The 24319-nt window shown below is 58.8% G+C and carries 24 protein-coding genes; 11 read left to right on the forward strand and 13 right to left on the reverse strand.

The window, feature by feature from the left end:
* Positions 1-98 precede the first annotated feature (98 nt).
* On the reverse strand, positions 99-1514 hold the full coding sequence (locus ACQQCD_RS02530; protein ID WP_430266826.1) for an amidase: 1416 nt from the start codon (positions 1512-1514) through the stop codon (positions 99-101).
* Entirely contained in the window at positions 1511-2227 is a 717-nt protein-coding gene (locus tag ACQQCD_RS02535) for a GntR family transcriptional regulator (RefSeq protein ID WP_430266827.1), read from the reverse strand. The genes ACQQCD_RS02530 and ACQQCD_RS02535 overlap by 4 nt, the downstream gene beginning before the upstream one ends.
* Before the next feature lie 145 nt (positions 2228-2372).
* Between ACQQCD_RS02535 and ACQQCD_RS02540 the strand changes: the two genes are divergently transcribed.
* On the forward strand, positions 2373-3401 hold the full coding sequence (locus ACQQCD_RS02540) for a bile acid:sodium symporter family protein (RefSeq protein ID WP_430266828.1): 1029 nt from the start codon (positions 2373-2375) through the stop codon (positions 3399-3401).
* Between the two features lie 134 nt (positions 3402-3535).
* On the opposite strand, the gene ACQQCD_RS02545 is transcribed toward ACQQCD_RS02540, so the two are convergent.
* Positions 3536-3736, reverse strand: a complete 201-nt coding sequence (locus ACQQCD_RS02545) for a hypothetical protein (RefSeq protein WP_430266829.1) — start codon at positions 3734-3736, stop codon at positions 3536-3538.
* Positions 3737-4347: 611 nt separating this feature from the next.
* On the opposite strand from ACQQCD_RS02545, the gene ACQQCD_RS02550 reads away from it, so the two are divergent.
* Positions 4348-5238, forward strand: a complete 891-nt coding sequence (locus tag ACQQCD_RS02550; RefSeq protein WP_430266830.1) for a DUF3883 domain-containing protein — start codon at positions 4348-4350, stop codon at positions 5236-5238.
* A gap of 154 nt (positions 5239-5392) precedes the next feature.
* On the forward strand, positions 5393-6400 hold the full coding sequence (locus ACQQCD_RS02555; RefSeq protein WP_430266831.1) for a DNA cytosine methyltransferase: 1008 nt from the start codon (positions 5393-5395) through the stop codon (positions 6398-6400).
* 82 nt (positions 6401-6482) lie between these two features.
* Here ACQQCD_RS02555 and ACQQCD_RS02560 read toward each other — a convergent pair whose 3' ends face one another.
* Positions 6483-7418 (reverse strand): NaeI family type II restriction endonuclease, encoded by a 936-nt coding sequence (locus ACQQCD_RS02560; protein ID WP_430266832.1) that lies wholly within the window; start codon positions 7416-7418, stop codon positions 6483-6485.
* Positions 7419-8350: 932 nt separating this feature from the next.
* Between ACQQCD_RS02560 and ACQQCD_RS02565 the strand changes: the two genes are divergently transcribed.
* Positions 8351-9268, forward strand: coding sequence for an Ltp family lipoprotein (locus tag ACQQCD_RS02565; RefSeq protein WP_430266833.1), 918 nt, complete (start codon positions 8351-8353; stop codon positions 9266-9268).
* A gap of 45 nt (positions 9269-9313) precedes the next feature.
* On the opposite strand, the gene ACQQCD_RS02570 is transcribed toward ACQQCD_RS02565, so the two are convergent.
* The 4 genes from ACQQCD_RS02570 to ACQQCD_RS02585 all read right to left on the reverse strand — a co-directional run bounded on the left by ACQQCD_RS02570 (position 9314) and on the right by ACQQCD_RS02585 (position 12560).
* The gene (locus tag ACQQCD_RS02570; RefSeq protein ID WP_430266834.1) at positions 9314-10495 is read right to left on the reverse strand and encodes a Fic family protein; all 1182 of its coding nucleotides are present in this window, start codon (positions 10493-10495) and stop codon (positions 9314-9316) included.
* 83 nt (positions 10496-10578) lie between these two features.
* Entirely contained in the window at positions 10579-10848 is a 270-nt protein-coding gene (locus tag ACQQCD_RS02575) for a hypothetical protein (RefSeq protein WP_430266835.1), read from the reverse strand.
* Positions 10849-10856: 8 nt separating this feature from the next.
* The gene (locus ACQQCD_RS02580) at positions 10857-11945 is read right to left on the reverse strand and encodes a C2 family cysteine protease (RefSeq protein ID WP_430266836.1); all 1089 of its coding nucleotides are present in this window, start codon (positions 11943-11945) and stop codon (positions 10857-10859) included.
* A gap of 81 nt (positions 11946-12026) precedes the next feature.
* Positions 12027-12560 (reverse strand): hypothetical protein, encoded by a 534-nt coding sequence (locus ACQQCD_RS02585; RefSeq protein WP_430266837.1) that lies wholly within the window; start codon positions 12558-12560, stop codon positions 12027-12029.
* A gap of 236 nt (positions 12561-12796) precedes the next feature.
* On the opposite strand from ACQQCD_RS02585, the gene ACQQCD_RS02590 reads away from it, so the two are divergent.
* Both ACQQCD_RS02590 and ACQQCD_RS02595 read left to right on the forward strand, forming a co-directional pair.
* The gene (locus ACQQCD_RS02590; RefSeq protein WP_430266838.1) at positions 12797-13609 is read left to right on the forward strand and encodes a TM2 domain-containing protein; all 813 of its coding nucleotides are present in this window, start codon (positions 12797-12799) and stop codon (positions 13607-13609) included.
* Between the two features lie 114 nt (positions 13610-13723).
* The gene (locus tag ACQQCD_RS02595; protein WP_430266839.1) at positions 13724-14170 is read left to right on the forward strand and encodes a hypothetical protein; all 447 of its coding nucleotides are present in this window, start codon (positions 13724-13726) and stop codon (positions 14168-14170) included.
* Here ACQQCD_RS02595 and ACQQCD_RS02600 read toward each other — a convergent pair.
* The gene (locus ACQQCD_RS02600) at positions 14167-14916 is read right to left on the reverse strand and encodes a TetR/AcrR family transcriptional regulator (RefSeq protein ID WP_430266840.1); all 750 of its coding nucleotides are present in this window, start codon (positions 14914-14916) and stop codon (positions 14167-14169) included. The genes ACQQCD_RS02595 and ACQQCD_RS02600 overlap by 4 nt on opposite strands.
* A 125-nt stretch (positions 14917-15041) precedes the next feature.
* Between ACQQCD_RS02600 and ACQQCD_RS02605 the strand changes: the two genes are divergently transcribed.
* Positions 15042-15803: an SDR family NAD(P)-dependent oxidoreductase gene (locus tag ACQQCD_RS02605; protein ID WP_430266841.1), complete on the forward strand. Its 762-nt coding sequence runs from the start codon at positions 15042-15044 to the stop codon at positions 15801-15803.
* A gap of 112 nt (positions 15804-15915) precedes the next feature.
* Here ACQQCD_RS02605 and ACQQCD_RS02610 read toward each other — a convergent pair whose 3' ends face one another.
* Both ACQQCD_RS02610 and ACQQCD_RS02615 read right to left on the reverse strand, forming a co-directional pair.
* The gene (locus tag ACQQCD_RS02610) at positions 15916-16845 is read right to left on the reverse strand and encodes an MSMEG_6728 family protein (RefSeq protein WP_430266842.1); all 930 of its coding nucleotides are present in this window, start codon (positions 16843-16845) and stop codon (positions 15916-15918) included.
* Positions 16846-16979: 134 nt separating this feature from the next.
* Positions 16980-18575 carry an alkaline phosphatase D family protein gene (locus tag ACQQCD_RS02615; protein WP_430266843.1) on the reverse strand — a complete coding sequence of 532 codons (1596 nt, stop codon included), beginning with the start codon at positions 18573-18575 and terminating at the stop codon, positions 16980-16982.
* 306 nt (positions 18576-18881) lie between these two features.
* Between ACQQCD_RS02615 and ACQQCD_RS02620 the strand changes: the two genes are divergently transcribed.
* The 4 genes from ACQQCD_RS02620 to ACQQCD_RS02635 all read left to right on the forward strand — a co-directional run bounded on the left by ACQQCD_RS02620 (position 18882) and on the right by ACQQCD_RS02635 (position 21571).
* On the forward strand, positions 18882-19559 hold the full coding sequence (locus ACQQCD_RS02620; protein ID WP_430266844.1) for a DUF6318 family protein: 678 nt from the start codon (positions 18882-18884) through the stop codon (positions 19557-19559).
* Positions 19560-20483, forward strand: a complete 924-nt coding sequence (locus ACQQCD_RS02625; protein ID WP_430266845.1) for a PKD domain-containing protein — start codon at positions 19560-19562, stop codon at positions 20481-20483.
* Between the two features lie 377 nt (positions 20484-20860).
* Entirely contained in the window at positions 20861-21064 is a 204-nt protein-coding gene (cspE, locus tag ACQQCD_RS02630; protein ID WP_430266846.1) for a transcription antiterminator/RNA stability regulator CspE, read from the forward strand.
* A 78-nt stretch (positions 21065-21142) separates the two neighbouring features.
* Positions 21143-21571 (forward strand): YkvA family protein, encoded by a 429-nt coding sequence (locus ACQQCD_RS02635; RefSeq protein WP_430266847.1) that lies wholly within the window; start codon positions 21143-21145, stop codon positions 21569-21571.
* Positions 21572-21638: 67 nt separating this feature from the next.
* On the opposite strand, the gene ACQQCD_RS02640 is transcribed toward ACQQCD_RS02635, so the two are convergent.
* Together ACQQCD_RS02640 and ACQQCD_RS02645 are read right to left on the reverse strand one after the other, a co-directional pair.
* Positions 21639-23036, reverse strand: a complete 1398-nt coding sequence (locus ACQQCD_RS02640; protein ID WP_430266848.1) for a UDP-glucose dehydrogenase family protein — start codon at positions 23034-23036, stop codon at positions 21639-21641.
* Complete coding sequence (locus ACQQCD_RS02645; protein WP_430266849.1) at positions 23033-24211, reverse strand: glycosyltransferase family 4 protein; 1179 nt, start codon at positions 24209-24211, stop codon at positions 23033-23035. Before ACQQCD_RS02645 ends, ACQQCD_RS02640 begins: the two co-directional genes overlap by 4 nt.
* Positions 24212-24319 lie beyond the last annotated feature (108 nt).

Genomic DNA, 24319 nt, shown 5'->3' on the forward strand with positions numbered 1-24319 from the left:
GTCAGGAAGTCACATGATTCGTTTCATCTATGTAAATTGTGAATTCTGTAGACAGATTTACAACGGCGGATCCAGGGCGGCGCGGAACCGCCGGGTGTTTATGGCGCCGCGGTCAGGCTTTCGAGTAGTTCGGCGAAGGCCAGCGCGCGCAGCTCTCCGCCGGGTGCGGCGACGATTTGAACCGAGAGTGGCCAGCCTTCGGTGGACAGGCCCACGGGCAGGGAAACTACCGGACAGCCGGTGAGAGTGACGGCACGGCATGCGCCCATAACTTCCCAGCCTTGGATGGTGCGCCCGTCTATTTCTAAGCGTCCTTCAACGTCGCAAGCTGGCCCCCCGGCAACCGGCAAAATGGCAAAGTCGACGGCGGCAAGTTGCGCCTGTGCCCCGGCGCGGGCCGCGTGGGCTACAGTCCGGGCTTGTGCCAACTCGGCGGGGGAAGCGGTAAAGGAGGAGCGAATGGTCTCCACGTTGACCGGGGAAATGAGCTCTTCCCGGCCTGTAATCGCTGCGGCATGGTCCTCCATGGGGTCCATGGCGCGCAGCGTGTTGTAGGCCGGCAGGCATTCGGAAAACATTCGGGCATCCTGGGTAACGGAGTGGCCGGCTTCAGCAAGAGAGTCCGCGAGGCGCTGCATAACAGCGGTGACCTCCCGGCGAACGGGGCCCAAGGCTCCGCCGTCACTCCAAACAATGCGCAGCGGCGTTTCGGTGGGAGCGGCCACTTCAACGGAAGCGCCGGTCATGACCGCATAAGCGGCACGCAAGTCCCGGACGGAGCGGGCGAGTGGTCCCACTGTTTGGAAGGAGCCTTGCATGCCGGGGGTCAGCGCCGGTATCACACCGTTGGAGCCGAAGTTTCCACCGAGTCCTGGCACTTGGCCCTCGGCGGCGATGGCGCCGATGCCGGGGCGGAGCGCAACGATCCCCACGCATTGGGCTGGCCAGCGGAGGGAGCCGCCAAAGTCTGTCCCTATTCCTAGGCCGGAGATTCCTGCGGCAAGGGAGGCTGCCTCGCCGCCGCTGGATCCGCCAGGGGTGGCTTGGGGAAAACGGGGGTTGGTGGTCCGGCCCGTCAGGGGGCTATCGCAGGTCATGCCGAACGCGAACTCGGGGCAGTTGGTTTTGCCGATCAGAATGGCGTCGGCGTCGAGGAAGCGCTGCACGGCGGGAGCTGTGGCGGTGGCCACGGTGTCCGCGAAGGCTTTGCTGCCCACGGTGATGGGGAATCCTGCCACGGCGATGACGTCCTTCACGCTGAACGGAATACCAGCGAGGGGGCCGAGTTTTTCGCCGGCGGCGCGGCGGGCATCGAGTGCGGCAGCGGCTTTTGCAGCGGCGTCCCAGTCCGCCGAAATGAAAGCGTTGAGTTCCCGCCCCGCCTCAGATTCGGCAAGTGCCCGCGCAGAACTTACGACGGCGGCCGCTGACGTAGCGCCGGCCCTCACCGCTTCGGCGACGGAAGTCGCGTCACCCAGCCCGGCATTGAGGCTCGCCAAAACCGAGGTGCTCATGCGCTCGCCACCGCGGCGCCGGCGTCGTCCGTTTTACTGTCCTGTAGTGTTCCGGCGTCCACTTTGCCGGCGTCCATTTTTTCGAGGTAGTCGCGCTCGCCGTGCTCTTCAAATTCACGACGGATGCGTTTGGCATCTCCGGAGCGGAGGCATTCGAGGAGTTCTGCGTGGCGGTCGCAGCCCTTGTTGAGGTCGCCTTTGGTGCGGGCCTCGTTGAGGACATTGGCGGACATGCAGAGTTGCATTTGGATCATCAGCGAGCGGTAGGTGTCGCTGAGACGGCGGTGTCCGGCGGCGTCCACTATGGCGGTGTGGAAGTCGATGTTGGCCTGGACAATGGCGGCGGGGTCTGCGCGTTTGGCCCCGGCGCGCATGGTTTTCATGATGGGGTCCAGGGCGTCGTATACCGAGGGGTCATTCTTTGCCAGGAGGAAGTCGAGTGCGAACATTTCTAGGGCCCGGCGGAGCGAATAGATCTCGTCGATGTCCGTCTGGGTCATAGTGACCACGCGGTAGCCGCGGCGAGGTGATTGTTCCAAGAGGCCTTCGCTCTCGAGGGAGCGGAGGGCCTCGCGCAGGGGAGGGCGCGAGATGCCAAGGCGTTCCGCGAGAGGCGGTTCGTTCAGCTTGTCACCGGGTGCGAGCTCGCCGCTGACAATGAGCGTGCGGATGGCGGTGGTGGCGAGGGAGACGAGGCTTTCTTGGACGATCATGATCTCAGGCTACTGTCTACAGCCGCCAAAGTTTCAATGTTTTGACGAGTTTACCTAAGGTTTACACACGGAGTGATTTCAGTAGATTGTCTACAGTATTCTTTAAGTTCTAACCGCTGAGGCGCCGACCGAAGGATGCTGTGACATGGGAAATTCGTTGGCCACCTCGCGCAGGGTTGCTTCGTGGCGGACCTGGGTAGATCCCTTTGTGCTGTTGCTGCTGCTGACTTTGGTTGTGGCGGCTGTTTTTCCGCCGAGTCACGTTGTTGCCCCGGTAGTCTCAACGGCTGGCAGTGTTGCGGTTGCCGTGCAGTTTTTTATCAGTGGCCTGCGGGTGCCGCCGTCTGCGGCGTTGCAGGGGCTCAAAGCCTGGCGTTTGCACCTGGTGATTGTGTCATTTTCGTTTGTGTTGTTCCCGTTGCTGGGGCTGGGTGTAGCTGCTGGGTCTTCTTGGTATCTGAGCCCAGAGCTGGTGGCTGGGATTCTGTTTTTGACCATGCTGCCCACAGCGGTTCAGACGGCGACGACGTTTACCGGGATTGCCAGCGGGAACACTGCTGCAGCCGTGTGCGCTGCGTCCATTTCAAACCTGCTGGGTGTGGTGGCAACGCCTCTGCTGGTGACGCTGGTTTTGGGCTCTGCTGGTGGGATGAACGCTGGTTCCGTGGTGAAGATTTGCCTGCAGATTCTGGCGCCATTTGTATTGGGTCAGTTGCTCCATAAGCTAACTTTTCGCTGGACGCAACGCTGGGGTGCCGCGCTGAAGGTCATTGACCGGGCGGCAATTCTGTTGGTGGTTTACGGGGCTTTTGGCGCTGCTGTGGCTGGCGGGGTGTGGCACAAGATCCCGTTGGTTCAACTGGCGGTTGTGGCTTGTATCTGTGCGTTGATGTTGGCGCTGACGCTGCGGGTGACTTCCTGGGTTGGGCCCAAGCTGGGGTTCTCTCACGCGGACTCCACCGCGATGATGTTTTGCGGCTCGGAAAAGAGCCTGGCCACCGGGCTGCCCTTGTCCGCGATCCTGTTTCCGGGAGCGATGGGCGGCGTGGTGATCCTGCCGGTGATTATGTATCACGCCATGCAGCTCATTGTGTGCGCGGGGGTTGCCAAGAGGGTGGGGCGGCGGGTGGACGTTCGCTCCGTTGAAGGGGTGCGGGCGCCTGCGGAGGTTTGAATCCTGAGACCACCTAGAGCCAGCCGGATAGTGAATCCGGCTGGCTCCTAGTACGTCTGGACCGATCAGCGCTTCACGACGCTACGACATTCATGACGCGAACCGTCATTTCGAATTCGAACGATCTGGACCTTTTACTTCACCGCGTATGCATATTCCCAGCCGGATGCGCCGCCAGCGAACCCCGCTATGGAATATGCGATGCTGCCGCTGGGGCTAGTTACGTCCAAGATGACATCGCCGACGACCTTCTCCGCCTTACCAATTGAGTTGGGTAGGTACCTAGATTGGTCTGCGTAGCAGTTAATGGTGGCCGAACTTGAAAGTGTATTCATACGGGTACCGTTCGCGGCATATCCACGCCAATAGAACGCGTCGAATGAAGCCTCGGGTACACCACCTTCTTCCTAGGCCCCCACGAAATCAGTGGTAGTGACCACCTGAAGGGAAACGGCCAAGAGTTGCCCCGTGGCCTCGGGCAGGTAGCCGTTGTCGCACACCGCCGGCTTGATCGAGGTGACCTTGAAGCTGAACGGCGATGGCTTCCCGTCCTTGCCGCTGAGGTATGCGCTCTCGCCGATTTTTTTGACGATGTTCCCGCGGTCATTCGTCGGTGCTTTTGTCGGTGTAGGCGACGGCGTTGGCGTTTCAGTTGCTGCTGCCGGTGCAACGCTGACGTCCGGCGCTGTGACTGGAGCTGAGCATCCGGCGACGACAAGTGTCAGGCAACATGCTCCGATAAATTTAGTTTTTAACTATGCCCCCGGGGCTATGAGCGGGAACGCATATACGCGGTCCGGCGAGTGATGGAGACATCAGTATATGGACCCGGACAGACAAAAATGGCCGACCAAGCGTGACGATGTGGTGAGAACACGGTGGATCCGGTTTTTCGCGGTGAGGCAGTCGGGGTAAACACAATGCCTGGGTGCTATATCCTGGCCAAATGGCTATGGGGGAATCCGGGAAACCTTGGGTGGACGAAGAGGTCGAGGCGTGCGTCGCGACCTACTTTGACATGCTCGAAATGGATGTGCAGGGCATCGCATTCGTCAAGGCGGCAGTCTACCGTGACTTATCGTCAAGATTTCCCGCAAGAAGCGACAAGTCCTTTGGGCGGAAGATGAGCAATATCAGCGCCATCTTAGTGGGCTTGGGTTACCCGCACCTCAGGGGACTTGCGCCTCAGGCTAATTACCAGAGTGGACTAGTTGAGGCCGTTCTTGGTGAGCTCACGAGGCGGACGTCACTGGATGTAGTCCTCGAAAACTCGGTAGCGAAAACCGATGCTCTCGGCCCTGTGGACATAATCCGAGAGACCACGGCCCCAGCTCAAGTCATCACTGACATCCTCCATGGGCAAGGAATTGCGCGTCCGTTTCGACGAGACTTCCTTGCCCTCGAAGCCGCGAACCAGGCTCTAGGTTTGGCCGGCGAGCTTGCGGTAGTTCGGAGGGAGCAAGAGAAACTTCGTCGCTCAGGGCAGTCGAAATTGGCTGATCGAGTTGAACATGTATCGCAGACTTTGGGTGACGGACTCGGTTATGACGTGCTGTCGTTTGACCCGACTGGTCGCGAGAAATTGATAGAGGTAAAAACGACCAAGTACTCCATTGACGTCCCATTTTTCGTAAGTAGGGGGGAAGTGAGGGCATCACGTCGCACTCCAGAGCTGTATCACTTGTACCGACTCTTCGGCTTTGGTGGTTCAAGTGGAACGGGTCTGTATCAGCTACAAGGAGATCTCGGGGTGACCTGCAATCTGGATGCGTTGATTTACGCCGCGGCGCCAAGGGCAGCCGGTTCGAGTACAGTCAGCGAACCTGAGACCGTCTGAGATGCTGTTGACGCCGACCGCCGTAGCAAGTTGGGTCAGTCGTAAATTTAGGGTTCAGGCCAGCGTTTGTAAATAAATGTCAGTGGGCCATGGCACTGTCGAACCTGCGCCGATGAGGCAAGGAATTGGACCGCAAAGTGAGAGGATAGTGAATATGAATACCACCGGCACTCTGACTGCTCTTGAGATCTGTGCTGGCGCTGGCGGCCAGTCTGTTGGCCTTGAGAAAGCGGGCTTCGGGCACTCTCTTGCTGTCGAAATCGACCGTGATGCGGCAGCAACGTTGAAGTTGAACCGACCGTCGTGGAACGTAAGGCATGGCGATGTGCGAGAAGTGAACGGTCGCGACTATAAAGGCATCGATCTGCTGGCTGGTGGCGTTCCATGCCCTCCATTCAGCGTTGCTGGCAAACAGCTTGGGGCTGATGACGAGCGCGATTTGTTCCCGGAGGCTCTTCGGCTTGTCCGGGAAGCCAATCCCAAAGCGGTCATGTTGGAAAATGTGAAGGGGCTGGCGTCGTCGCGATTTGCTGGCTATCGCGAGAAAATCATGCGCGAACTCGGCGAAATGGGCTACTTACCTGGATGGCAGCTCTTCTACTCGAGTGAGTTTGGTGTGCCACAGCTGCGGCCGCGCTTTATTCTGGTCGCCGTCAAAGAAAAGTACGGTAAGAGGTTCGCTTGGCCATCGGCTCAGGGAACCCCGCCCACAGTCGGAGAAGCCCTACTCCCAATCATGGCGAGTCGGGGATGGGGTGGCGCAGAGGCATGGGCGGCAAAAGCGAACAGTATTGCGCCCACCATCGTTGGCGGTTCAAAGAAGCATGGAGGCGCCGATCTGGGGCCGACTCGCGCCAAAGCCGGGTGGCTGCAGCTTGGCGTAGACGGTAAAGGAATCGCAAACGAGGTTCCCGGTCCGGAAACACCCTTTGATCACATCCCGCGTTTGACAAACCACATGGTCGCTCGAATCCAGGGGTTCCCCGAAGACTGGGAGTTCTCGGGGCTGAAGACGTCTGTCTATCGACAAATCGGAAATGCTTTCCCACCTCCCGTAGCAGCTGCCATTGGCACGTCCATTGCGACAGCTTTGGGAATGAAGGCTTCTAATCGTGTCGCCGACTCCCTCGATTCTCGGAACCGTTTGAGAGTTGCAAGCTAGGCAAGCTTGTATAGCGCAAATTCCGTTAGTCAAGGGCAGCCGTTCATAAGGCCTCGGGCGTCTTCTGCCACGCGAAGGTGCGTTATTGTCCAGGGACGAGTGGCGCTGGAATCTCGGAGGCCTCATCGGGACCCACACGGTGCCACGTAATTCCGTCGAGTTCAACCGAATTCTCGATTTTATGATCGATGGGTCCAACGCGGACACTAACCACCTCACCTGCCTCGGGGACCGCCGTACCTAGTGCCTTCGCGACGGCCTTTTGCCCTGCATAGTCGCCGCCTAAGATGAGATAACCTTCCGGGCGGAGAATAGTTCGCGCGCCGCCGCTAGCACGCACTCGCTTCATGAAGTCGCTTTGCTGCGCTACTGTGGCCACGATGTTTCTTGAGATGCGCATATCCGTAGCCAACCTAAAAAGTTCATTAACTCGCCCTTGACCACTATTGGGTGAGAAAATTTGAGTGACATGGTGCACGGGCAGCTGCAAGAGAATGTTCGGTTGCATTGGTGCGTCTTTGAACAGCCATCGGATGCGGCTCTTGCCGACAGCGCTTAGGCTTCCCTTGTGATCCCGGTTCTGTCCAGCGTTGCGATTTTCCGGAGTTGCTCGGACAATACCGATGCTCCAACTTGACAGTTGGTCATTCGCAACCGATGCCAAAATTAGATGATCTAGGCTTTCTGGAGGCAACATCCATTGACCAGAAGCCGAGTATTTGCAGTCTATTTCATGACCCGCAATCTTATAGTCCATGACGTCGCCGTCTTCAAACTTGAACTCGCGCTGAAGGTTAATTTCGATCAGAGTGCCGTAATGGGTTTTCTCAGTCTTGAATAGTTGATCCCAGCGATACCGTCCAGTTCGTTGCCCGTCATATAACTGGTCGAATGTCTGCCTGAACACCCGGGCGAATCGTGAGCCATCAGGATCTGCTTCCCTGAACCATTGGAATACGGCTTCGAGTGCGGAGTCTGAGTTGGAGACATCAGCTGAAGTAGAAAAACGTGGCGACATGGAGGAGCTCTGTTCTGCAGTTAGGTTCTGCGAATCTATCGAAGTTGTTCTTAGACCGACATTACTGCGGCAGCAAATTTCTCATTGTTCCCATGTCGTGAGTTAACCATCGTCAGTCGTGCGAGTCGACTGAGTAGTTCCGAACCCACCAGCTGATAGTACGGCGGTTCTGGATGAAAGGTGCGAATTGAATGAAGCTAATTATCCGAATTCTAGGGCAGCCGACTGTGCTGCCCGAATCGAAAATTCTCTCCAGAATTTGAATCATAGTCGACACCGACGATATTTGGTTCGGTCTCGAGGAACGCATCGGACGGCTGCCGATCGGCGGGCCCTAGTCTGGCTAACGAGCATGCCTTAGAAACGGTCCGAGGGTGCCCGGCGCCTCCGACTTGGCGAGCACTGCGACGGGGTCAAATCGGCGCGACTAGCCGAGTCATGCAAAACGACACATTCAGCACAGATCGGCCTGCTCACACCAGTTGTGGTTTCTTGAATTGGAGGAACATATTGACGATATTCAGGTACCAAAAAGTCTTCCGCTCCGAGAATGACCTGTGACTTTTCCATCTTTATTCTCTCTGAACACAAGTTTGATGCGTCCTATGGGCCGTGATGACAGTCCATCTTTAAACGGCTCTCGTCCACTAAATGGCGTTAGGCAGACAGCCTACTTTCGTGCATTCGCGCTGGTGAACCAACTTCATACGCAACCTTTCGTTGTCAGACCCTCCCCGTAGCATCCGATGCACGGTCTCAATAGATCGTGACGCTACGCGGAAATCACGGGGCGGCTGGTGGGGAAGGCGACTGTCGTCGTCGTTCATTCTGGACAAGACCAGCTGCAAGATCTTCGCGAAAGCGCCCATCTTCGCACCAGACCTGCGTGCCTCTCATCGCACGTGGGTCAGCTGTCCTAAGAAAGGACTCTCATGAGTCAGCCCCCAACCTTCAACCCGTACCCGGCCGCGCCGGGTTACGCACCCATCCAGCAGAGCCAAAAGTCGTTTTTGGTGACCTGGCTGCTCGCGCTTCTGCTCGGACTGCTCGGCGTGGATCGTTTCTACTTGGGCAAAATTGGAACCGGTATTCTCAAGCTCGTCACCTTTGGCGGCCTTGGCGTTTGGGTCTTGATCGACGTCATCCTAGTTCTGGCCAACCAGACTCGTGACAAGCAGGGCCTTCCGCTGGAGGGCTACAACCAACACAAGAAGGTGGCCTTGATTGTCACAGGGGCGCTGGTGGTTTTGAGCGTCATTTTCAACGCTGCACGTGGGGGAGTCACCGCCGCGTCCAGCGAACCTGTTTCCTTCGCCAAGGACGTGCCCTCCGTCTCCGCGCCGGCAATTCCCGCTGAGACCGCAACGGTGGACCCGGCCGTAGCCAAGCCTGAAGCCGACGCCGCAGCAAAGGCCCAAGCAGATGCAGATGCCAAAGCGAAGAAGGACGCCGATGCTGCAGCCAAAGCGCAGGCGGATGCCGATGGAAAGGCCAAAGCCGACGCTGCTGCGAAAGCCAAAGCTGATGCAGCCGCTGAAGCAAAAGCCATTGCTGACGCGGGAACACTGAGCCAGCAAAACGCCATGCGAAAGGCCGAAAGTTACCTTGATTTTTCGGCGTTCTCACGCACAGGCCTCATTGGTCAGCTTGAGTTCGAAAAATTCGCGACGTCGGACGCCACCTGGGCTGTTGATCACGTGACGGTCAACTGGAATGAACAGGCTGCCAAGAAAGCCAAGAGCTACCTCGAGTTCACCTCGTTCTCCCGCGCTGGCCTCGTTGAACAGCTCCTCTTCGAGGGCTTCACGCCGGCGCAAGCCGAATACGGAGTCAGCAAGACCGGACTCTAATTCGTGAAGGGAGCGCCCCGGGCATGAGGGTTCGGGGCGCACTCCCTACGGGTTCTTCAGCCTAGAATTGAGCCTGTCGACCTCGTCTAGCACCTCAGTAGCAGCCCAGGCTCGATTGCGTTTGCTGGTGGTGATCGGAGTAATAACGCCAGCGTCAGTGAGCCTGTCCAAGGCCCCATATACCGAACTTTCCGCCACCCCTGCCACAATCGCGGCGCTGTGAGCTTCGAAAACCGGCCGCTCTAGTAACCAAGGAATGATCGCTGCATCGGCCGAACCTTTCCTCGGCTTGGCTGCTTCTGTCCAGATTGCAGGTAAGGAGTCCAATGCTTTGACGGAATCAGCGGCGGCTTGGCAGGCGCGTACCGCGGACTTGGACAGATACAGCACGAACGGGTCCACATCCCCGGTGCGGTAATTGTTCACCAAGGAAAAGTACAGGTCCACATCGGCCACCATGGCCGAAGCGATGGGGGTAATCGTTTGCCTGCTGAGGCCCCGTCTGCAGAGAACGGCCCCGATCAGTGCACGTCCAATCCGGCCGTTTCCATCAGTGAACGGGTGTATTGATTCGAACTGAGCGTGGGCAATGGCAGCCTGGGCTACGGCGGGGAGGTCCTTACGGTTACTGAAGTTGATGAGGTCATCCAATAGCTCGGGCACCAGATCCGCAGGGGGCGGCACGTGAACGGCACCCCTAGGCGAATAATCGCTTCCGCCAATCCAGTTTTGGACATCGCGGAATTTTCCGGCGTACATGGAATCGACGGGGTCGTCCTTCATAAGAATTCCGTGCGCAGCCAACAGAGCGGCCAGCCTGATCGAACTGGAGTGGCCAGCGTCATCGATCACCTTTTGAATGGCGTCGGCGGCCGCGACCATTGACCGCGCATCGGCACTGGCGTTTAACCCGATCATCGCCCGGGCGTAGTCGTCTCGTTTGGCCTCGACCTGCTCGATCTTGGAGGACGAAACTGACTCGCTGCGAAGTAAGAACCCGCTGATGGCGATCATTCTGGAGCCCGCACCCGCGTCTAGCGAGGCCACAGCGGCTGCCGCTTGTTCCATCGCGACTAGCGACTCGCGGCTCGGCTGGTACCAGAGTTCGGCAATCATCGGGGGTATTGAGACGGCGACTTCGGTGAACTCACGGTCCTCGCGCGGGCCCCGTCCTGAACCTTTCCACGGCATGACCTCACTGCCGTGTGCAGGCCACGCGTCAGTCATCAGGCTCCCAACTAAGTCTAAATAAGCGAATCGTTATTTAGATTTTAGCTATGAAATCTAAATAGCGCCACCACTATTTAGACTTACGCCGGGGCGTCCCCGCTCACAAAAACCAGATCCACTTCTCCGCTTCCCTCACCCGCTGGCCGGATCGCAGCAATCGTCAACATTCCGCCGTTCGGCAGCACCGTGGACCCGCCTTCGCGGAACGCCTGCTTGGTGCGCTTGCCCTCGGCAGCGATCCACATCTGAACGGCCGGGGTACCTTCGGGCGTCCCCACACGCACAATCCCCACCCGGACGCCGTCGAATTCTGGCTGTGTTCCTTGTTTTACGGTGACGCGCTTGTCCATGGTGGTCCTCACTTCGTATCTACCGAATACACGGAATCAAAGTTGTCCTTGTATTCCTTCTCCGTCAGCTCCAGATGCCCGGCCTTGTGGTCCGGATCGTCCGCCAGACTACCGCCGTCAGGGCCCCAAGGGTTCGCTAAGACCACAACCTTCTCCCCGTCGTCGTTGGTTTTCACATCGACCACAACATAGGCGTGGTCCGGAACAATATCTTTGGCGTTGACCTCATCCTTTTCCCAGAACCAGTCAAAGTCCTCATCCCTGGTGGTCTCAGTTCCCACGGAAACTGCCTGGCCGTTCTCTAGTTTGTCCTCGATGGAATCCAAATCCAGCTGGCCGTCCTTGTCCGCAGACTTACCAGTCATCAGCTCCATGGCCTCGCTGCTGAAACCGCCGTCGATATCGTCATAAGACCCGCCGCGATGTTCGGCGGCAGCGCGCTCGTAAATAGACATCCAGTTCGGTTGGCCATCGGCGCCGCGAACACCACCGTCAGTGGACTTCGCCTCCACGGTCACCTCAACGGGCTTGCCATCCTCATACAAGGTCACGGTCCAATGCGTGGGCGGGTCGCCAACGGGCTTCAAGTGCTCGGCTAAGAACTCGTCCAGCTTGCCCTGGGCCTTCAAGGTTTGAGCCACGGAACCCAGTCCGGCGAGCAACCAGCAATCGCCGATCGCACCCTGGCGAATGTCCTCAGGGTCACCGGCATCGGGGTCATCTCGAACGTCGCCTGGGACCGGAACATCCGGCATATCCGGGTTGATGGGACCGGGGTCGCCCGGGGGATTTGAATCGCCAGCGTCCGACGACGACGGCGAACCAGACGAGCGCGAACTCGCCTTTTCCTGCTCCTCGGCGTTCTTGGCCAAATCTTTGGCTTGACGCTGCAAGTTAGCGGCGATACTCCTCAGGAGAGGCCGGTGATCAGAGTTCCATGCTGCCCGGAAACTTGATGCGTCACGGCCCTCCCACTTGGCGCTAGCCAGGAGCTGCGTCAGCTCCGAGGACATCGAATTGATCTTGGTCGAGTGAGCCGACATGGTCTTGGCGAGCACCCGCAGCTGACCGATGTCCGCACCGTAGAATCCTGGCATTAGTTCGTCCCCCAAAAGTTCGGATGAATCACAACGACTCTATGTGTGGCGCGTGCTCCGGGGAATGGGCAGAAGTCCCCGCTAGCTCTTGGGGATTTCCGAAGGATCGCACTTGGCGGACTTCACCGGGACGCTGATCGTCAACGTTGCCGGGAACTTAGACTCGATGCTCACCGTTGCACCGGCGGCATCCTGGCTGCGGGTCACGATCCAACCGCCCGGCACGTCATCAAGCCCGCCGAAAGCAGGGAAGCCGTGCTCTGCCAGGATCGGATCGCCCACAGCAAAGACGTCCTCGAACCTATGGGACGGTTCCACGATGTCGGCGCTGCTTTTCATGACGGCAGGCTGGAGGATGCAACGCCCATCGTCGACCTTGGCCAAACTGGCCGCGCTGAACACGGACCAGGTAATGCCCGGCATCTCCTTCTCGAGGGCGGCCACCAGTTCCGTACGCAAAGCGTCGTACTTAGGAAACGCCTCGGCCACAGAGGCCGACGGCGGCACAGCCGTGCCGCTCGAGGTGCTGGCCCCGCTCGAGGTGCCTGCCGGCGTCGGACTTTCTGCTGGTGAGCAAGCAGTCAAAGCAAACGAAACGACCGCCAAAACGGCCATGGACGCTCCCAAGGTTGGTGAATTCTTCGCGGAGAAAAACATGTGCCCCCAATATTGTCCGGCCGGGCGCAAAGATGACCACCCACCGGGAATGCTTTCACATCAACAGGCCTGTTGGCTATGGGAACAACGCCCCATCAGCCGGGCCCGGCTGTCAGTTATCCACAGGCAATCTTCGGTTGACACGACGGCTGGACGGTTCCCGGGTAGCTTGGGCGTTGATCGAAAGGACGCCCATGAGCGACGACAAAAGCATCCAGGTTTTGCAGGCTCCGTTCCGCACCGGGGACATTGGGCACTACGTTGCTACTCAGGGCTCACTTGTTCGGCGCACAAATCATAGTGACAAGCATTTCAAGACGGCTTGGGTGCTCTCCCTCACCGTGGGCTTCCTAGGCTTCGACCGCTTTTATTTGGAAAAGTACGGGACCGGCTGGCTCAAGCTGCTGACCCTGGGCGGCTTAGGGATTTGGGTTTGGATAGACCTGCTCTTTCTCCTTGCAAATGTCACTACGGACAAGGATGGCCGCGAACTGTCCGGATACGAAGACCACATTGTTGGGGCGAGGGTGACCACCCTCGGAATTCTGCTGGTCTGCGTGTTGACCATGCCTGTCCGTGAACTTTCAGGCCTGTTCGAGAGTGCATCGGAACCTGCGGCCAGCAGCGGTTACACAATGCCCGATTACCCCTCGATGCAATCACCGAGCCGTATTAGCCCTGAAGCGCTAACCGACGCCGAAGATGCAGCGCAGAACTCGGGTCAACTGATGGCGGTTTTAGAAGCCGAATCCACCTTGCGTCTGCATCCTCACTCCCGCGCAGCATTAATCAAAGCAGTACGGGAAGATGGGTTTTCGGAGGTAGACGCCACCTGGGCTGTGGACCGTTTGAAGATCAGCTGGAATGAAGAAGCGTTGTTGGAGTGCCGGGACTTCGCTAGTCAATCGTGGTCCTCAGAAACTGAGATAAAAAACCATCTAAAAACCAAGGGATTTTCGGAGAAGCAATCGTCATATGCCATCAAAGCGTGGGTGTCCTCCACGTAGCCCTCCGTGGATTCGGTGCTTCCTTTCAATGTCAGACCCTCCCAGTAGCATCCTGTGTACGGACCTAGAAGTTCGTGACGCAAGCCGGGAAGTTGACTTTAGAAAGGTGCCTTGATGAGCCAGCCCACGGACGATTCCGAAAAAATGCCGGACCCGCAGACCCTACGGAGCCTCCGCGAGCACGGCTGGCGGCTGCACGATATCGCACAAGAATACGGTGTGACCGAGTCCGCTGTGTGGCGGGCACTTGAGGAAGCGGCTAAGGACAATCCGATCGAAACTAAAGTGCACAAATTGCCTTGGGTAGTAGCTGAGCAGCACCAAAAGTCGGCCATGGCGGGCCTGATCAACTGCTTCTTTCGAATCTTGAGCGGGCAAGAGGAAGACCCTCAGAACAAGGTGGACGTTCAGGAATGGCTAAAGCACCTCAGGGAAAACGACCTTGTGGTCAACTATCACCCAGAAGCTCCAGCCAACCCTGCCTCCACACTCGGCGGTTTTTACTACACACCACGCCTCCCGCAAGACGTCTGGATCTTCAGGGAAGTCCCACGCGACTAGGAAGCCGCAATCTTCCGCAGGAGCTCATCCAATAGAAGCGCTTCGCCGGGGGAGAGGCTGTCCGCTGCGTCCCCGAGGCTGGCCCGCAGTGCGATGGCATGCTTTGCAGCATGGTTGCTTGCGGCACGGTTGTTTGGCGCATGGGTCCCGGAACCGCTTGTGCCACGCGCGCCCTTACTTTCAGCATCGGTGGTGATCGCAGCGATCACCGCCTCCCGTACCGAATCGGCGAGCCCTTCAACCGCGAAACACTGTTGCGCCACAAGGGTCAGGACCACGCCCACGCCGGCAGAGTGGATCATCGCTGCAGCTGTTTCCACGTCAACCCGGAGCCGCCCAGCCCGAGCCACCGCTTCCACTAGCTCACGCAAAATGTCAGCAGCTTGCCCGGCAGAAGTCAGCGGGCGGCTGGCGTCCGGCTCCCCATACATCAACACGTAGAGCGCGGGATTCTCGCAGCCGAAGGCAATGTGCAAGTCCCAGCCGGAACGCAGGTCCTCCACCGGATCGTCCGAACGTGGCCGGGCTGTTTTAGACGCGATGTACTCGCGGAATCCTTCTGCCACCACGGCATCAAGCAATCCGGCTTTGTCTCCGTACTGGCGGTAAATGGTTTGCGGCTGAACGCCCGCTGCCGCACTCACTGACCTAGTGGAGACTGCATCCCGCCCGCTTTCGCGCAGGAGCGAGGTGGCCGCCTCCAGGATGCGGTTACGGGGTGATTGGTCATTCTCTAGCTCCGGCATGTATCAATGGTAACGCAATTGTGTTACCACTGTTGCGTTATCGATGGATTCATGGTTTTGTTAACACTGTTCCGCCGGGCTGACTGAGCGAAACAACCGCAGACCAAGAAAGAGACATCAACGCCATGAACACACAAGCCATCGCCCTGATCACCGGCGGAAACCGCGGCCTGGGCCGTGCCGCTGCCTTGGCGCTTGCCGCAGCCGGGACCGACGTCGTTATCACCTACCGCAACAACGAAACCGAAGCTGCCGCCGTCGTCGCCGAGGTTACAGCCGCCGGACGCAAAGCCGTGGCCCTTCAGCTGGACACCACCGACTTTGCCGCGTTCCCAACTTTTGCCACCACGCTGAGCGATGCCTTGCAGGAAACCTGGGGCCGGGACACCTTCGACTTTCTGGTCAACAACGCCGGCAGCGGTGCCCACACCACAGTGGGCAACACCACCGCAAAGGACTTCGACGCCATGGTCAACGTCCACTTCAAGGGCCCGGTGTTCCTCACCCAAGAACTCCTTCCCCTAATGTCCGACGGCGGCCGGATCCTTAACGTCTCCACCGGACTGAACCGCTTTGTGGGAGTGGGCTTCAGCATCTACTCCTCCGTGAAGGCAGCAGTGGACAACTACACCCGCTACCTGGCCAAAGAACTCGGCCCGCGTGGGATCACCGTCAACTCGATTGCGCCAGGGCCCATCGCCACCGACTTCGGTGGCGGGCGAGTCCGCGACGACGAAGGAACCAACGCCTTCTTCGCCTCCCAAACAGCACTGGGCCGCGTGGGCTTGCCCGAAGACATTGGCGGGGCCATCGCCACCCTGCTGGCGCCGGGCGCAGGCTGGATCACCGGCCAGCGCATCGAAGCCTCCGGCGGAACACTGCTCTAAGCTCGCAGATTCACCGGCCCACCCAACAAAAGGCCACCCAGCAAAAAGGCCACCCAACAAAAGGCCACCCCAGCATTCAATGCTGGGGTGGCCTGTTGTTTGGTCTAAGCGACTAGCCAAGCTCCGGCGCGGGAACCTTAAAGAACACGCGCGGGTCCTGAAGAAGTGCAGGCTGGTCAAACGCCGAGCGCTCAAACACTTTCTCTACAGTGAAATCCCGGCCAAAGCGGCCGTCTTCCAAAGTGATGGGGCGGCCGTGGACGAATCCCAGCGCAAACTTGGCGCCGTCGTCGAACGGGACAGCCAAAGTGGTTTTGCCCGGAAGCGTAGCGAACTGCTCGTTCTGGATCTGGCGCTTGCGCGTTGGCTTCTTTTCCTTCGGCTTGGGTCCACGACGAACCTTTGGCAAAGGGCGGCGGGAAATTTCCAGCGCCTGAAGTTTCGCATCACGCTGAGCCTCGGTGATCTCAGCAACAGCCTGTGCACGCAGGGCGCTGCGAGCCGCCGGAAGCGCCACGGTGGTCAGTGTTTCCGGGGTGACCTCAGGGTGCGGGTTGCGCAGAATCCACAAAAAGTCCTCCTCCGGTTCCTCTGGAATGATCTCCATCCGAGGATCCGGCCACACATACTCCAAATCCGGCTGCACATCGGTGAAAGCTTCGCCGTAGAACGTGGCGTCCTTGCGCAACAAGTTGGAACGGTGGCCGCGGTGGAAGTTTTTATCCCCCAGCCAGTACGGCATAGGAATCTTGTCCACATAGGCCGGGTGAGCTGCCTGTGGGGCGAACTCGGTGATGTTTTCCCGAGTGTTATCCGGGTGACCGCGCTTAGTCCACTCGTCCACCATCGCCAAGCCGTACATGGTCAGGGCGGGAACGTGCCCCATCCACATCCGGACCGCCGGGTGAGATGCCCAACCGTACTCGGGGATGGTCAGCGCGCGGAGAATCTGCAACGCCTCAACACGCTGCTTTCCAAGCCGGGCGGTGTCCAGAGCGGCAGCGCTCTGACGGAAATCGGGGTACGGCAGGAAAGTTTGCATCTACCTAGTTTGACGGCATAACCGCGATGTTCCAATAAACGTGAGTTACCCAACCACGACGGCCGGCGGCCAGCGTGCGCTAGCCGCCCGCCGTCGTCGTGTATTCAGCCTGCGAAAGGCAGGCGCGGCTGGGCTTAAGCGGTTAGCCCGGGCACACCGTCCTGGATCACGAAGGAGGCTTTGGTGCTGACCGGGGCGCCCGGCGTCCTGACGTAGTCCAAGGTGCGGAAGTCTGCGGTCATCGCGTCCTTAGTGATCTTGGTGTTTACGTAGCCGCGATTGTCGTTGTAGAACTTCAGGTGCGGGTTCCACGCCATCACCGGATCAGTGGTTGCACCGTTTCCATCACCGGTAGAGGAGATGGCCGTGCATACCAGTTCGGAGCCGACCACAGGGGCGGACGGGTCCTTGTAATCCACCTTGACGTCGTTAGCCCAGTTGCGGTGAACATCACCGGTGAGGACGACGGCGTTGCGAACGTTCGCGTCCACCCAGCCTTGGGTGATGCGACGGCGGGAGGCTGCGTAACCGTCCCAGCCGTCCATTGAGACGTCGTCCACGGTGAGGGACTGTGCACGGTCTCGCTCGGCGAAGTACACCTGCTGGCCCAAAATGTCCCACCGTTGGGTGGAGTTTTTGAAGCCGTCCAGCAGCCACTTTTCCTGTTGGCCGCCGGTAATGGTGCGGTTCTCGGCGAACCGCTCGGTGACGTTTTTTTGCCAGCCGTCCCCGGCGAGCTGATCGTCGCGGTACTGCCGGGTGTCCATCATGTGGAAGTTAGCCAGCTGACCCCACTGGATGGTGCGGTAGATCTGCATGTCCACGCCGGACGGAACTGAGGAGGCGCGCAAGGGCATGTTCTCGTAGTACGCACGGAAGGCTGCAGTTCGTCGTTGACGGAAGTGAGCGGTGGTGTCATTCAACTGGCTAGGGTCCGCATTTTCCGGGATCTCGTCGGCCCAGTTGTTGTCCACCTCGTGGTCATCCCAAACCACCAACCATGGTGCAATCGAGTGGGCCTCTTGCAGATCGGCGTCGGCCTTGTATTGGGCGTGCCGCTGACGGTAACTGGCCAGGTCGGTGGTCTCCGGGCCTGCGTGATCGCGAGGATTGCCGCCGGGGATCACGTAGCTGTCCTTTTTGTACTCGTATAGATAGTCGCCAAGGTGCAGGACAAGATCGGGATGATCTTGGGCCAGCCGCGAGTAGGCAGTGAAATAGCCGTGCTCGTACTGTGCGCAGCTGGCGAAAGCCATGGCCAACGCTGCGGGGGTTTCGTGTGGGGCAGGGCTGGTGAGGGTGCGGCCCACTGCGCTGATGTGCCGGCCGGTGCGGAAACGGTAGAAGTACTCGCGCCCCGGCTTTAGACCGCGCAAAACCACGTGCACCGAGTGAGCGTTTTCAATCCGGGCTAACTCCACACCGCGGGCAACAACCCTGCGCATGGACGAATCCTCGGCAACTTCCCAGGCGACGGCGACGTTGCGCGAGGGCATTCCGCCTAGTCCATCCTCGGCTAGTGGGTCCAGGGCAAGGCGTGTCCAGATCACAAAACCGTCCGGCCAAGGCTCACCGGAGGCGATGCCCAAAAGGAACGGATCGGCGCGAAGACCGGCGTCGTCCGCGATTGAGGTGGCAGCTGAATTGGCGACTGCTGCGCCGGGAAGGGCGGCCACGAGTCCGGCACCGAGGCCGACGGTCAGGAGGGATCTGCGAGAAATGTTATCCATGCTTCTCGACGCTAGTGAGGCCGGTTGGACTGCTTGTGAGGCGCGCATGAATGGGTGGTGAACTGCGCGGGAAGACAACCCCTTGGTTCTATGGCTTCATTTTTGATCTGGCTTTGGTGGACGCGAAATGGAAAATGATGGACCTCGCCATAGATGAGTGAGGGGCATTTGGAGGCCATGTGACTTTCGCCCCAAGCGAGGGCGTGCTACAACCGAAGAAGCCTGTGGATAACTTCTACATCGATTTTCCAAATTGATTAGGCTGAGTGAAGCTAGGCCAGAGCCGACGACCGGGGGACTCCTCTTATGACCACATTCGCACCGTTCACCAAGGGATTGACCAGTAAGCGCACGGCGCTCGGGGCCGCTGCTGTTGTACTGATGATGGGCCTGGCTGGTTGCAATAGCCCGGCACCGTCGCCGTCTGGTTCGGGCTCCTCGGCTTCTTCGTCTTCCTCATCGTCGGCTACTACTGCCAGTACGACGCCGACCGCGGCACCTACCGCTACTGCCGTGTATAAGCCGGCCACCGCGAAGGGCAAAGCGCAGAACGTGCCGTTGCCCGTTCTGCCAGCCGTGGGAAAGACGAACACCAAAGAAGGTGCCGAGGCGTTCGTGAAGTACTGGTTCGCGCTGCTCAGCTACGCATACGAGACGGGTGATACGAAGCCAGTTGCGGCCGTATCTGGACCTAACTGTGCAGTTTGCTCCCGCCAAATTGAGGTAGTCGGCGAGATGTGGCAAGACGGGCAATGGGTTCAAGGAGCCTTATTCGAGCCAGTCACGCCCCAAAAACATTCAGTGACGGACGCCGGGGCACACCAAATGGCTGTCCAGGTTCTCCAGAAGGAGATCACCGTGCGCAATTCGGACGGCAGTCAACATCACGCACCGTTTCCGGTGTCGAACACCGCGAATGTCGCCAGCGTCGAATTTACCCAAAATGGGTGGACTATGACCGATATTGGGAAACTGGTGGGATAGGTGAAGCGCCGGTCGATTAGTCTTGTGCTGGTACTCCTACTGGTATGGCCGACCCTTGGTGTCGTACTTGCAGATGTTGCGAATGCCACAGACAGCTACACGGGCGGATTCGGTGACGGAACGACTCAGGCCACCGCTTCAAGATTGATCTATGACGAAAAAGCAGGCAAATTCTCTTGGGCGCCTGCTGGTGTGACTGACGACGATCCAAATCAGTACACCTACCTCATTCAGTGCCAGGACGAACGAGACGCTGACGGAGTTGGCTGTGTTCCTATGCAATGTCCTAAACGACCTGGCGACAAGGAACCCGGGGTGCCAGTCAATTGGAAATACGCTCCCAAGGCGATTCCGAATCCGACCTGGACGGACTGGAAACCGGTGGGCGACCGCGCCGTTTGTCTCTATGACCCTCGCCCGGAGGACATCCTCCCGTTGATTGCTAAGCGCATCTTAAAGGAATTCCAAGCGCTGCCAATCAAGGCTGGAACGGCCACCGTTCAACCCGCACCACACACCCTCAAGGGCGCCGAAACCAACATCTATGCCGAAGCAAGTAAACAAGACTTCAACATCACTTTGCTTGGCCAGTCCGTGCACCTAACAGCTACACCCGTTGAGTACACCTACAACTACGGCGATGGCTCCACGCTTGGACCCACGCCAGTCTCCGGCGGACCGTTGCCGGAAGACGAGTGGGGAACCAAAACCCGGACCAGCCACGTCTATACGGCAACGGGCAATTATCCCGTCAGCGTCACTACCTCCTTTACCGGTACGTACTCGGTGAACGGTGGCCCACCTCTGCCTATCGATGTGCGTGCCAGCGTAGGAAGTGCACCTCAAACCATCCAGGTCTGGCGTTCCATCACCAAGAACTATGCGGATAACTGCATCCAGAATCCCCACGGAGAGGGTTGCTAGCACCAGTGGCGTTAGGTCCTGTTGCCGTCGTCGGACTAGTGGTTGGATGCGTTTACCACGGGCATTTCCGGAAAATTATCAACGTATTACTCTGGACTAATGCCAATTTCGCCCTACTGCCAGCTGGCCAAATGCGCTGCCAAAAAACTAAACCTCAGGTGAACGGAACCTTAAAGAAAGAAACTTCTCAAAAGGGGTTGGCTTTCTCGGCAAACCCCTTGTAGACTGAAGACTGTTGTTGTGTTGCGCATTTGGTAATTCAGTATGACCCGCGGTTGCAAGACCGTGTCTTTCTGAAGTAGCGGTTGAGAACACCCCACACCGGAGGCCCGAAAGTCGGGATCACCTCCACCCCCTTCAGTAAGGACAGAAATATCATGGCTACAGGTACCGTAAAATGGTTCAACGCAGAAAAAGGCTTCGGCTTCATCGCTCCTGAGGACGGCTCACAGGACGTTTTCGCACACTACTCCGCGATCGCATCCTCCGGCTACCGCTCCTTGGAAGAAAACCAGAAGGTTTCCTTCGAGGTAGAGCAGGGCCCGAAGGGTCCTCAGGCTGTAAACATCCAGGGTCTCTAAGCCTCACCGCTTAGTTTCACTAAATTAGCAGGACCGGTCATTGACCGGTCCTGCTTTTTGTTGTCCCCATAGACCATCATGGAAACCATGGATTGGTGGGAAATTGCCCTAGGCATCATTGCGGGGCTCGTGGTCATCTATGCAGTGCTACTGCTAGCTCTCTGGATGTACGCGCGGCGCCACCCCGAGACTGTGAGCATGCGAGACGCACTGCGGCTGCTGCCCGACGTGCTCAGAGTCCTCCGCCGCCTCGTGGCAGACCAAACAGTCTCCCGTGGCGTCCGCATCAAACTCGTCCTACTACTGGGGTACCTACTCTTCCCCATAGACCTGGTGCCAGACTTCCTACCCGTAATCGGCTACGCGGACGACGTCATCATCCTGGCCTTGGTGCTCCGCTCCGTCATCCGCTCAGCCGGCCCGGACGCGCTACGCCGCCACTGGCCAGGTACACCAGCAGGACTCGCCGTCGTCGAAAAGCTCGCAGGACTTCCGAGGGGCACCTAAATCCACTTCGGAGCGACCTTCCAGCCCAGTTGCTGGCACTCCAGCCCACTGAGCAGGGCGAAAACCCCTAGTTTCCGGGGAGCCCCACCGAAGAATCCGAGAGCAACTGGGCGGGAAGGCTCAAATCGGAAGAAACACCCGGCTCAGCAGGAACAGTAGCCCCAATTCCCAGGCCGCGAACTGTCCAACCGGCACTCCGCCAAGCATCGGCGTCGAGCGCGTTACGGGTGTCCAACAAAAGCTGCCTGGACACTAGCGAAGCCGCAACCAGCGGGGACAGCTCCCGGTACTGCGCCCACTCGGTGGCCAACACCACCAACTCGGCACCTTCCAACGCTGCTTCAACCGAGTTCTCAAACTGCAACTGTGGGTATCTCATCCAGGCGTTGTTGATCGCCTTGGGATCCGTCACCGTCACCTGAGCGCCAGACTCGGCGAGCTGTAATGCCAAATCCAAGGCCGGCGAATCACGAATGTCATCAGTATCGGGCTTGAACGCAGCGCCCAGAACCGTCACCCGGCGCCCTGCTAACACCCCACCCACCAGCGACTGTGCCAACAGCACCGACCGGGACCGCTGATCCTTATTGATCCCGTCCACCAACGCCATCCACTCATCCACACTGGGCACCGAAAGCGCCCGGGCCTGAGACTGAAAGCTGCGGATGTCCTTGGGCAAACACCCGCCACCAAAGCCCAGTCCGGCCTGCAAATACCGTGAACCAATGCGCGGATCCAACCCCATAGCGGCGCTCATTTGAGTGACGTCAGCACCGGAAGCATCACACAACTGCGCCATCGCGTTGATAAAAGAAACCTTGGTGGCCAAAAACGCGTTAGCAGCGGACTTGATCAACTCAGCCGTAGCAAAGTTGCACACAATCCGTGGCACACCCGCTGCCAACAAGGGGCTATATACGGCGTCCAAAACCTCAGTCACTCGGGCGGCTGAATCTCCTTCAGCCCCGTAAACCAACCTGTCCGGCACCAACGAATCCTTCACCGCAGTACCCTGCCGCAAAAACTCCGGGTTCCAACCCACCGAAACATCGGCCCGTCCATTCAGCAGCGCGGCGATCATATTCACAGTCCCCACCGGCACCGTGGACTTACCAATAACAACAGCCCCAGGCCCCAGATTCGGCAACAGTGCCTCGGTGGCTGAGACCAGATAGCTCAGGTCGGCAGTATCTGAAGTCTTTGATTGCGGGGTCCCCACACACAAAAAGTGGACTTGGCACTGAGCAGCAGCCGCCATGTCAGTGGAAAACGTCAGCGCTCCAGCCTGGCGGCCATCCTTGAGTAGCTCTTCAAGACCCGGCTCGTAGAACGGTGCAAAACCACGCGACAAGTGATCCACCTTGGCAGCATCCGTATCAATACCAACCACGGTGTGACCCATCGAAGCTAATGTTGCGGCGTGAACAGCGCCCAAATAGCCGCAGCCAATAACGGAAATCTTCATGCTGACTCCTTATAAGTTTGTGTTGATCGCTGCGCGGACGGAGAGGCGGTCCGGGCGTTAAGATGTTCGGCAATCACCTCGTGGTAATGCCGCACGAGTTCGGCTGAAAGCGCTGCCCACGTCCGTCCCTGAACCGATGCGTGAGCCGCCGATGCGAACGCACGGCGCTTGGCGTCGTCGCCCGTTAGATCCGCAACCCGGGCACGCAATTGCGCCAAATCGCCGGGCTGATACAACCAGCCGGTCCGGGAGTTTTCCACCAAATCCAGCGGCCCGCCGCGCCCAGTGGCCACCACAGGAACACCCGAGGCCATAGCCTCCTGGATGGTTTGGCAGAAAGTCTCCAGCTCACCTGGGTGAACAAAAAGGTCAAAGGAAGCCACAGTCCGGGCCAGATCCTCGCCGCCCTGGAAACCCATAAACACGGCATTCGGCAACGCTTGTTCAAGGGCTGCGCGTTGGGGGCCGTCACCCACAATCACCAAACGAGTGCCCGGCACATCAGCCAAAACACTCAAATCCTGGACCTGCTTTTCCACCGCGAGCCGGCCAACATAGCCGATGATCCGCTCACCGTTCGGCGCTACCGAAGCCCGCCACGCCTCGCAGCGCTTTTGCGGGTTAAAACGGACAGTGTCCACCCCGCGGCGCCACATCTCCACCCGCAAAATCCCGCGGCCCCGTAACTGATTCGCAGCAAACGTGGACGGTGCCAACGTTCGAGTGGCGCTCAAATGGATGTTCTCCACGCGCTGCCACGCCCAATTTTCTAAAAACGGGAAACCATACCGGGCCGCGTAACTGGGCACCTCGGTCTGGTAAATCGCCACCGTGGGGATTCCCAACTGTTGCGCTGCCTGCGCCGCCCGCCAACCCAACACAAACGGTGAAGCGAGGTGAACAACGTCGGGGGAGTAGTCGGCAAGGATTCGCTTGACCCGAGCTACACCGCCCATCGCAACCCGCACATTTGTGTACCCGGCTAGCGGCACTGCAGGGAGCCGATGCACAAACGCACCCTCCACCACATCAGGCGCATCAGCCTCGGTGGACGAGGGCGCAATCACCAGCACCTCGTCCCCCCGCTCCCGCAGATGCTCCAACACCCGCAGGATCGAATGGGTCACACCATTCATCAACGGCAAAAAAGATTCGGCAACAATTGCGATCCTCACCATTCCAAGGTGCGGGCCGCGTCTGACCCCCCGGCAGAAAGGGCGTGACAGCCAAGGAAAGCTTTGGTTAACAGCAGACGGGGAGCGCCATCCGCGCCGATGGGGAGT

It is taken from the genome of Pseudarthrobacter sp. J1763 (genome assembly GCF_050490295.1).
Lineage (GTDB): Bacteria > Actinomycetota > Actinomycetes > Actinomycetales > Micrococcaceae > JBNPEO01.

Coding starts and splice junctions, on each gene's coding strand:
- ACQQCD_RS02530 (WP_430266826.1), bottom strand. CDS start 1,514: ATGAGCACCTCGGTTTTGGCGAGCCTCAATGCCGGGCTGGGTGACGCG.
- ACQQCD_RS02535 (WP_430266827.1), bottom strand. CDS start 2,227: ATGATCGTCCAAGAAAGCCTCGTCTCCCTCGCCACCACCGCCATCCGC.
- ACQQCD_RS02540 (WP_430266828.1), top strand. CDS start 2,373: ATGGGAAATTCGTTGGCCACCTCGCGCAGGGTTGCTTCGTGGCGGACC.
- ACQQCD_RS02545 (WP_430266829.1), bottom strand. CDS start 3,736: ATGAATACACTTTCAAGTTCGGCCACCATTAACTGCTACGCAGACCAA.
- ACQQCD_RS02550 (WP_430266830.1), top strand. CDS start 4,348: ATGGCTATGGGGGAATCCGGGAAACCTTGGGTGGACGAAGAGGTCGAG.
- ACQQCD_RS02555 (WP_430266831.1), top strand. CDS start 5,393: ATGAATACCACCGGCACTCTGACTGCTCTTGAGATCTGTGCTGGCGCT.
- ACQQCD_RS02560 (WP_430266832.1), bottom strand. CDS start 7,418: ATGTCGCCACGTTTTTCTACTTCAGCTGATGTCTCCAACTCAGACTCC.
- ACQQCD_RS02565 (WP_430266833.1), top strand. CDS start 8,351: ATGAGTCAGCCCCCAACCTTCAACCCGTACCCGGCCGCGCCGGGTTAC.
- ACQQCD_RS02570 (WP_430266834.1), bottom strand. CDS start 10,495: ATGACTGACGCGTGGCCTGCACACGGCAGTGAGGTCATGCCGTGGAAA.
- ACQQCD_RS02575 (WP_430266835.1), bottom strand. CDS start 10,848: ATGGACAAGCGCGTCACCGTAAAACAAGGAACACAGCCAGAATTCGAC.
- ACQQCD_RS02580 (WP_430266836.1), bottom strand. CDS start 11,945: ATGCCAGGATTCTACGGTGCGGACATCGGTCAGCTGCGGGTGCTCGCC.
- ACQQCD_RS02585 (WP_430266837.1), bottom strand. CDS start 12,560: ATGGCCGTTTTGGCGGTCGTTTCGTTTGCTTTGACTGCTTGCTCACCA.
- ACQQCD_RS02590 (WP_430266838.1), top strand. CDS start 12,797: ATGAGCGACGACAAAAGCATCCAGGTTTTGCAGGCTCCGTTCCGCACC.
- ACQQCD_RS02595 (WP_430266839.1), top strand. CDS start 13,724: ATGAGCCAGCCCACGGACGATTCCGAAAAAATGCCGGACCCGCAGACC.
- ACQQCD_RS02600 (WP_430266840.1), bottom strand. CDS start 14,916: ATGCCGGAGCTAGAGAATGACCAATCACCCCGTAACCGCATCCTGGAG.
- ACQQCD_RS02605 (WP_430266841.1), top strand. CDS start 15,042: ATGAACACACAAGCCATCGCCCTGATCACCGGCGGAAACCGCGGCCTG.
- ACQQCD_RS02610 (WP_430266842.1), bottom strand. CDS start 16,845: ATGCAAACTTTCCTGCCGTACCCCGATTTCCGTCAGAGCGCTGCCGCT.
- ACQQCD_RS02615 (WP_430266843.1), bottom strand. CDS start 18,575: ATGGATAACATTTCTCGCAGATCCCTCCTGACCGTCGGCCTCGGTGCC.
- ACQQCD_RS02620 (WP_430266844.1), top strand. CDS start 18,882: ATGACCACATTCGCACCGTTCACCAAGGGATTGACCAGTAAGCGCACG.
- cspE (WP_430266846.1), top strand. CDS start 20,861: ATGGCTACAGGTACCGTAAAATGGTTCAACGCAGAAAAAGGCTTCGGC.
- ACQQCD_RS02635 (WP_430266847.1), top strand. CDS start 21,143: ATGGAAACCATGGATTGGTGGGAAATTGCCCTAGGCATCATTGCGGGG.
- ACQQCD_RS02640 (WP_430266848.1), bottom strand. CDS start 23,036: ATGAAGATTTCCGTTATTGGCTGCGGCTATTTGGGCGCTGTTCACGCC.